General features: G+C 74.9%; 7 protein-coding genes and 1 pseudogene. 6 read left to right on the forward strand and 2 right to left on the reverse strand.

Annotation, left to right across the window (positions count from 1 at the left end):
* The 3 genes and pseudogenes from AE652_RS30120 to AE652_RS30130 all read left to right on the forward strand — a co-directional run.
* A pseudogene (locus AE652_RS30120) lies at positions 1-727 on the forward strand (transcriptional regulator); the annotation flags it as partial.
* A 255-nt stretch (positions 728-982) separates the two neighbouring features.
* On the forward strand, positions 983-2,278 hold the full coding sequence (locus AE652_RS30125; RefSeq protein WP_049657201.1) for a sensor histidine kinase: 1,296 nt from the start codon (positions 983-985) through the stop codon (positions 2,276-2,278).
* On the forward strand, positions 2,275-2,982 hold the full coding sequence (locus AE652_RS30130) for a response regulator transcription factor (protein ID WP_049657203.1): 708 nt from the start codon (positions 2,275-2,277) through the stop codon (positions 2,980-2,982). Before AE652_RS30125 ends, AE652_RS30130 begins: the two co-directional genes overlap by 4 nt.
* A gap of 108 nt (positions 2,983-3,090) precedes the next feature.
* On the opposite strand, the gene AE652_RS30135 is transcribed toward AE652_RS30130, so the two are convergent.
* Positions 3,091-4,260, reverse strand: coding sequence for a serine hydrolase (locus AE652_RS30135; RefSeq protein WP_082346067.1), 1,170 nt, complete (start codon positions 4,258-4,260; stop codon positions 3,091-3,093).
* A 113-nt stretch (positions 4,261-4,373) separates the two neighbouring features.
* Positions 4,374-5,474 (reverse strand): serine hydrolase, encoded by a 1,101-nt coding sequence (locus tag AE652_RS30140; RefSeq protein ID WP_049657212.1) that lies wholly within the window; start codon positions 5,472-5,474, stop codon positions 4,374-4,376.
* Positions 5,475-5,868: 394 nt separating this feature from the next.
* On the opposite strand from AE652_RS30140, the gene AE652_RS30145 reads away from it, so the two are divergent.
* The 3 genes from AE652_RS30145 to AE652_RS30155 form a co-directional block, all read left to right on the forward strand.
* Entirely contained in the window at positions 5,869-6,225 is a 357-nt protein-coding gene (locus AE652_RS30145; RefSeq protein ID WP_049657205.1) for a WXG100 family type VII secretion target, read from the forward strand.
* A 38-nt stretch (positions 6,226-6,263) separates the two neighbouring features.
* Positions 6,264-6,590 (forward strand): WXG100 family type VII secretion target, encoded by a 327-nt coding sequence (locus tag AE652_RS30150; protein WP_049657206.1) that lies wholly within the window; start codon positions 6,264-6,266, stop codon positions 6,588-6,590.
* A gap of 78 nt (positions 6,591-6,668) precedes the next feature.
* The coding region (locus AE652_RS30155; RefSeq protein WP_159028588.1) for an EsaB/YukD family protein at positions 6,669-7,672 on the forward strand (1,004 nt) is incomplete at its 3' end.

Genomic DNA, 7,672 nt, shown 5'->3' on the forward strand with positions numbered 1-7,672 from the left:
GTCCACCGGATCCGCGGCCCCGTCGGCGCCCCCGTCCCTGTCCCCGCAGCTGTCCGCGGCCGCCGCCGTCGCCGCTGCCGGGGCGAGCCCACCCGGGGCGACCGGCGGGGCGGACCCGAGCACCAGCGCACCGATCAGCGTCGCCGTCCACCCGTCCGGCTGGGACGCCAAGTGCGACCAGTACGTCGTCAACCGCCCGCCGTCCGAGGTCCCCCGACCGCCCGCCGTGCCGGAGGCGGCGGGCTGGGCCTCCCAGGTCGGCGCGGTGCCGGGCCACTCCCGGTCGGTCAAGCTCACCGTGCAGGGCACCGGCTGGGACACCGTGCTGCTGACGGGTCTCAACGTCCGGGTCACCCGGGTCGCGGCCCCGCTCGCCTGGAACGCCTACTCCATGGGCGAGGGCTGCGCCGGTGGAGTCGGCGCCCGCTCCTACCGCATCGACCTGGACGCGGCCCGCCCCGTCCCGGTCGTGGCCGACGGCAGCGGCAGCCTGCCGGTGGTCGTGACCCAGAGCGAACCGGCGGTCATCGAGGTCACCGCCGAGACCACCACCCACGACGTCAGCTGGTACCTGGAACTGGAGTGGACCAGCGGCAACCGGAAGGGGATGCTGCCCGTCGACCTCGGCCACGGCACCCCGTTCCGCACCAGCGCGGTGAAGGACCGGCCGCTGTACGCCTACCCGGCGGGCGGGCAGGCCTGGGAGCAGGCCCCGGCCCGGCAGTAACGGCGCCGGCGCCGGGGGCGGTCACGCGATCAGGACCGGGGCCCCGGGGTACGGCCCCGGCCAGGACCAGGGGCCCGGTCCGGGATCGGTCCCGGGAGCCTGCCCGGGGCCGGGGGCCGCTGGGAGGATCGACCGGGGACGCCGGAGCGCTCCCCGGGCCGCGGGCCGCCGCGAGGGGACGGCTCACGGGCGGCGGTCTCGGTGGACCGGCGAGGCCCGGGGCGGCCGACCGGCCGTAGAGAGGAGCGCCACAGCATGTCGACGCACCACGGGCCACTGCTGCCACTGCCACTGCCACTTCGGCCGTCGCCGGAGCCGAGCGGCGCCGGCCTGCCCTGGACGGCCGGTGACGCGCTGGTGGCCGTCGGGGTGGCCGTCCTGGACCTCCTCGGCTACACGATCGGCGGCTCGGACGGAAGACCGCCGATCGCCGCGACCGCGCTGGTCCTGCTGGTACTGGCGGCCGTGCCGCTGCTCACCAGGCGCCGCCACCCGCTGGCGTCGCTGGCGGGGGTGCTGGTCCTCGGCCTGGCGCTGAACCTGAGCGTGTCGATGCCGCCGCACTTCACCGGCACGCTCTGCGTCGCGCTGTTCGCCGTGGCCCGGTCCCGCGGCGTCGCGGTGGCCGTGCCGGCCGGCCTCGTGGCGGCCGCCGTACCGCTGGTGGGCCGGGGGTATCCGCTGCCGCCCGCGGTGGGGGACGTGGCGGGCAACGTGGTCGCCGCGGCGCTGGTCGTCGTCACGGCCGAGGGGCTGACGTGGTGGCAGCGCGAGGCGGAGGTCAGGCGCAGGCTGCTGGCCGACCGCGCGGTGGCGCAGGAACGGCGGCGCATCGCGCGGGAGCTGCATGACATCGTCGCCCACCACATCACCACCATGCAGCTGATGGCCGCCGGTGCCAGGGCCAACCTCGGCGGTGACACCGAGGTGGTGCGCGAGGCCCTGGTCACCCTGGAGGGCTCCGGCCGGATGGCGCTGCGCGAGATGCGCCACCTGCTCGACGTGCTGCGGGCCGACGACGAGCCGGACGGGGCGGACCGGGCTCCGGGCAAGGCACCGGGCGGGGCGTCGGGCGGGGCGCCGTCCGCGCCGCAACCCGGGGTCGGGCAGCTCGGACAGCTCGTCGAGGAGTCCCGCAGGGCCGGCCTGCCCACCGACTTCGCCGTCCTGGGGGAGGAGCGCCCGCTGCCGCCGAGCGCCGGCCTGGCGGTGTTCCGGATCGTCCAGGAGGCCCTCACCAACACCCGCAAGCACGCCGGCCGGGCCGCCCGGGCGAGGGTCCGGCTGACCTACCACCCGGACCGGGTCACCGTCGAGGTGTCCGACAACGGCACCGCCGCGCCGCCCGGCTCCCCGGCGGACGCCCCGGTGGGCGCGGGTGGTGCGCCCGGACCGCGGGCCGGCCGCACCGGGTACGGTCTGATGGGCATGCGCGAGCGCGTCGCGCTGCAGGGCGGCAGCATGGTGGCCGGGGGCATCGACGGTGGTGGCTTCCGGGTGGTGGCCAGTCTGCCGGTGGCGCCGGCGGACGGAGAGGAACGGCTCGGATGACGGGAACCGCGGAACGGATCAGGGTGCTGATCGCGGACGACCAGCCGCTGGTGCGGCGAGGCCTGGCGCTGATCCTGGCCCCCGACCCGGAGTTCGAGGTGGTGGCCGAGGCGGACAACGGGCAGCGGGCGGTGGACCTCGCGCACCAGCACCGGCCCGACGTCGTGGTGATGGACATCCGGATGCCGGTCCTCGACGGGGTCCAGGCGACCGAGCGGCTCTCCCAGGAGCTGCCCGCGTGCCGGGTCCTGGCGTTGAGCACCTTCGACATGGACGAGTACGTGGTCGCCGCCCTGCGCGCCGGCGCCTCCGGGTTCCTGCCCAAGGACGTCTCCCCGGAGGAGCTTTCGGCGGCCGTGCGGACGGTGCACGGCGGGGAGGCGGTGGTGGCGCCGCGCCTGCTCACCCGGCTGATCTCCACCTACGTCACCTCGCCCCGGCTGCCGCGGCCGCCGGTGTCGGCGCCGGTGCCGGTGTCCGCTCCGGGTGAACTGACGCCCCGTGAGATCGAGGTGTGGCACCTGCTGGCCACCGGCCTCGACAACGCCGAGATCGCCTCGGCGATGGGCATCAGCGTCTCCACGGTCAAGAACTACATCACCAGCGTCTTCGCCAAGCTGAGCGTCCGTGACCGTGCCCAGGCGGTGATCGCGGCCTACGAGTCCGGTCTGGTCGAGGCCCGGTCCGCGAACCCGGCCGGCTGAAGCGGGCCGAGCAGGGCTGGAGTCGGGCTGAAGCGGGTCGGACCAGGCGGAAGCGAGCCGGGTCGGGCCGGCCCCCGGCGTGGGCAGGGGGCCGGCCCGAGGCCCGGGTCAGCGGCAGAGGGCCGCGTCCAGGGCGTCCGTCATGTGCTGCGCGCCGGCCTCGCCCGGAACGGTGGTGACGGTGATGGTGGCGGCGCGACCGTCCTCGGTGACGCCGCCGCGGGACCGGTAGCCGGGGGCGGTGCCGCCGTGGCCCCAGACGAGGCCGCCGCAGGAGAGCGGCCTGCTCTGCAGGCCCAGTCCGTAGCGGATCCCCTGGCCGATCAGATCGGCGGGGACGGTGGTGCGCATCTCGGCGAGCTGCGCCGGGGGCAGGAGCCGGCCGCCGAGGAGCGCGGTGAAGAACGTGTTGAGGTCGGTGTTGGTCGAGACGATCGCCCCCGTCGCCCAGGCCATCGAGGAGTCCATCTCGGTGTAGTCGAACCGGGGCGCGCCCGGTGAGCCCGGAAGGTAGCCGTGGGGGTGGGCCTCGTGGACGGTGGTGTCACCGACGGCGGGGAAGTAGGTGTGGCGCAGGCCGATGCGGTCGATGACGCGCTTGGTGATCTCCTCGCCGACGGGCCGTCCGGTGATCTTCTGGACGAGGAGACCGGCGACGATGTAGTTGGTGTTGCTGTACGCCCAGCCGGTACCCGCGGGGAAGAGGGCCTTCTGGGCGAGGGCGCCGTCGAGGAGGTCGCGGGGCTCGAAGTAGCGGTACTGCACCGTGGTGAAGTCCGAGAGTTCGGGGGAGTCCATGTAGTCGGGCAGGCCGCTGGTGTGCTGGAGCAGTTGGCGGACGGTGATGCCGCGCCCGTCGATGCCGTCGCCGCGCAGCAGGCCCGGCAGGTAGGTCTCGATGGGGGTGTCCAGGCCCACCTTTCCCTCCGCGACGAGCTGGAGGACGACGACGGCGGTGAAGGTCTTGGTGTTGCTGCCGGCGCGGATCTGCCCGTCCACGGGGACCTTGGCCCCGGTGGCGAGGTCGCCGACGCCGGCGGTGTAGGTGCGGGTGCGGCCGTCGCGGCCCTTGACGGCGGCCAGTGCGGCGGGCATGCCGTCGTCCTTGACCAGGGCGTTCAGGCTCTGTTGGACGGTGTCGGGCTTGCCGCCGGCGAACGCCGTGGTCGGTGCCAGGACGCCGGCGGCCACGGCGGTGACGGTCGCCACGGCCGCCACCACCCGGTGCCGGCCGCGGCGTCCGCGATGGGTTCGGTTGTGCTGTACGCGCTCGTTCATGGTGTAACTCCTCTGCTGAAGGCGGGAATTGGCGGGGCGGGCGGGTTCCGCGCGCGCCGGGGCGCGCGGAACCCGCTGGTCGTGGTCGTGCCGGTGCGGACGCTCGGACCGGGTCAGCGGCAGAGGGCCGTGTCCACCGCGGCCTTGACGTGCTGCTCGGCCGCGTCGCCCGGGATCATGGTCACCGCGACGCCGGCGGCGCGGCCGTCGTCGGTGGCGCCCCCGGAGCTGAAGTAGCCCGGGATGGTCCCGAGGTGGCCCCAGTACAGGCCGCCGCAGGACAGCGGGTTGCTCATCAGGCCCAGCCCGTAGCGGGTGCCGGGACCCACCGAGTCGGCGGGGACGGTGGTGCGCATCTCGGCGAGCTGCGCCGCGGGCAGGAGCCGGCCGCCGAGGAGCGCGGCGTAGAAGCGGCTGAGGTCGCTCGTGGTGGAGACGACGGCGCCCGCCGCCCAGCCCCAGGACGGGTCCAGGTCCGTGTATTCGCGGAACGAGCCGTCGGCTTCCTGGTGGTAGCCCTTGGGGTGGGCCTCGCGGACGGTGGTGTCGCCGGGGGTGGGGAAGTAGGTGTGGCGCAGGCCGATGCGGTCGACGACGCGCCGGTTGATCTCCTCGCCGAGCGGCCGCCCGGTGACCTTCTGGATGATCAGGCCGGCCACCAGGTAGTTGGTGTTGTTGTACTCCCACCGCGTACCCGGGGCGAAGTGGGCCTTCTGGGCCAGGGCCGCGTCGAGGAGCTCGCGCGGTTCGTAGTACCGGTTCGGGTTGGCGAGGATGGCGCCCTTGTCCACGTACTCGGGCAGGCCGCTGGTGTGCTGGAGCAGCTGGCGGACGGTGATGCCGTGCCCGTCGATGCCGTCGCCGCGCAGCAGGCCCGGCAGGTAGGTCTCGACGGGCGAGTCCAGGCCCACCTTTCCTTCGGCGACGAGCTGGAGGACGACGACCGCGGTGAAGGGCTTGGTGTTGCTGCCGATCCGTATCTGGCCGTCCGTGGGGACCTTGGCCCCGGTGGCGAGGTCGCCGACGCCGGCGGTGTAGGTGCGGGTGCGGCCGTCGCGGCCCTTGACGGCGGCCAGCGCGGCGGGCACGCCGTCGTCCTTGGCCAGGGTGTCCAGGCTCGACTGGACGCTGTCGGGCCTGCCGCCCGCGAACGCCGCGGTCGGGGCCAGAACGCCGGCGGCCACGGCGGCGGCCGCCGCCACGGCTACCGCCACCCGGTGCCGGCCGTTCCGGCGGCGGAGCGGAAGGCGATGGTGCGGTGCGTGCTCGTACACGGAGGATCCCCTCTGGTGGATGGCGCCGGGGATTCCCGGCCTGCGGCAAGAAGACCATTCAGGGGCAAGGGAGTTCATCGGTTCCCAGGACGAGAGCGCACCCGGGAGCGGGCTCCCGGGAGCCGCCCCGGCCGGGACCGGGCTCCCGGCCGGCGCCACGGCGGGGCGGGGACGGAGCGGGGGCGAGGGACATCCGAAACGGTGACTGGAGGCGTCCCGGGGTGGTGGGGGAGGCTGGCGGCGACAATCCGGGCGTGGTGCTCGCGGCCGCGCCCCGACGGGTGGCGGCCGGCCGCCGCTCGCTCTCCGTCAGCAGACGTCGAAGGGGCCAGGGATGACGACGCCGGGCAACACCACGGGCAGTGGCGGTCCGTCGATGGGCGGCTACAAGGTCACGCCCGACGACGTCTCCGCGGCGTCCGTCTACGTGACCAACCAGGCCGGCGAGATCGACACCAAGATCGCCACGCTCCGGACGTACGTCGCGGGGCTGAGCGGCTGCTGGCAGGGCTCGGCGCACGGCGCCTTCGAGGTGCTGATGGCCGACTACGACATCTACGCGCGCATGATGCACGACGCGCTCACCGACATCGCCTCCGGGCTGCGCGGCAACTACGTCAACTACGTCGAGTCGGAGCAGGCGAACCTCGCCAACCTCCGCAAGGTGACGCTGCCCGCCGCCAAGTTCTGACGCCGCGTCCCTCCCCACCCCCTCCCAGGAGCACCGCGATGAGTTTCTCCGACGCCGTCCCGATCAGCGTCCAGCAGGACCTGGAGCACGCCGGCCCCTACCTCAACGCGCAGGCGGCCGACATCGCCCAGCAGCTGCACGAGCTGGCCATGTACCTGAACCAGCTGCCGGAGCTCTGGCAGGGCGCGGCCTCCGGCTACTACCAGGGGCTCCAGGCCGAGTGGAACATCGCGGCCGAGGGGCTGTTCGGCCCCGACGGCGTGCTCGGCCAGATCGCGCACGCCATGAACGTCAACTGGGCGAACTACAGCAGCGCCGAGTGGGCCAACTCGCAGACCTGGAACAACACCGCCGGCCGGCGCTGAGGCCGGGGCCGCCGCCGCCGTCGTGGGCGGCCGCCATCCGTACGACATTCCGCATGAACGAGGGCAAGAGAGCTACGCATGGCTGACGGGCACTGCCGAGTGACAGTGGTCGGCGAACACAAGCGGGTGGACCTCGCGGTCCCCGCCGCCGCCCCGATCGCGGAATACGTCACGACGCTGGCCCGGCTGGTCGGCCAGGAGGAGCTGGAGGCGCTGCCGGCGGCGTGGTCGCTGGCGGTGCCGGGCGGGCCGACGCTCCACCCCGTCTCCTCGCTGCGCGAGGCCGGGGTGCAGGACGGCCAGCTGCTGTACCTGCGGGACGCCGCCGAGGGCGAGTTCGAGGAACCGCTGATCCGCGACGTCGACGAGCTGGTCGCCGACGTCGCCGACTCCTTCGGCGACCTGCGCTGGACCTCACGTGCCCGCGCGGTCTGCGCGACGGTCCTGGGCGCGCTCGGCCTGGCCGCCGCCTGCGTGACGGCCGCCTCGCGCGGCGGCTGGTCCGGGGCGGTGGCCGGCCCGGTGGCGGTCGGCGCCGCGTTCGTCCTGGTCATCACCGGCTGGCTGCTGGGCCGTTCCACCCTGGACCTGCCGTCCCGGCTGGGCCTGCCGATCGCGCTGGCCGCCGTGCCCTGCGCGGCGGTGGCCGGCTGGTTCCTGCCCGACCCCGTGGACGGCAACGCCACCGCGGCGGCGCTGGGAGCGATGGTCGGCGCCGGGGCCGCGCTCTGGGCGGCGCCCTCGGTGGTCGCCGCCGCCGTGCTGCTGTTCGGCGTGGCCGGGGCGGCCGTGGTGGGACTGCTGGAGGCGGTGCACGCGGACCTCGCCCAGGGCGCGGCCGCGGTGGCCGTGGTCGGCTACGGGATGCTGCTGATCGCGCCCTGGCTGGCCGGCCAGCTGGCCGCGCTGTGGCCCACCGAGCGCGGGTCGGAGGACGGCGCGGTCCGCGTGATGGTGCACCGGGCGCGGACCCTGCTGCTCTGCTGGACCGCCGCGGTCTCCCTGCTGCTGGCCGTCGCGCTGGCCGTGCTGGGCTCGGCGCACGGCGGCTACCCGCCGGCGCTGGCGGGCTGCCTGGCGGT

It is taken from the genome of Kitasatospora sp. MY 5-36 (assembly GCF_001182915.1).
In the GTDB taxonomy this organism is placed as follows: domain Bacteria; phylum Actinomycetota; class Actinomycetes; order Streptomycetales; family Streptomycetaceae; genus Kitasatospora.